The 235-nt window shown below is 45.5% G+C and carries 1 protein-coding gene; it reads left to right on the top strand.

The window, feature by feature from the left end:
* Positions 1–102: 102 nt before the first annotated feature.
* A partial coding sequence (locus ACZ2IA_RS23305; RefSeq protein ID WP_470294951.1) for a universal stress protein occupies positions 103–235 on the top strand: 133 nt, incomplete at its 3' end.

The following is a 235-nucleotide window of genomic DNA, read 5'->3' as shown; positions in this document are numbered from 1 at the left end:
CAACACCAAAGCTTGAAAAATATGTTTAACTGGGCCGTAATGAAAGCATCAGACGACGGCTTTCCCATTTAGTCATCGATAACTTAAGGAAGGAGTAACACTATGGCTTACAAACACATTCTCATCGCGGTAGACCTCTCCCCGGAGAGCAAAGTGCTGGTTGATAAAGCGGTATCCATGGCACGTCCCTACAACGCGAAAGTTTCGCTGATTCACGTTGATGTGAATTACTCCG

Source organism: Crenobacter sp. CS_VA4, assembly GCF_055597485.1.
The sequence above is the reverse complement of the archived record's forward strand: the minus strand, read 5'-3'. Positions and strand labels throughout refer to the sequence as shown.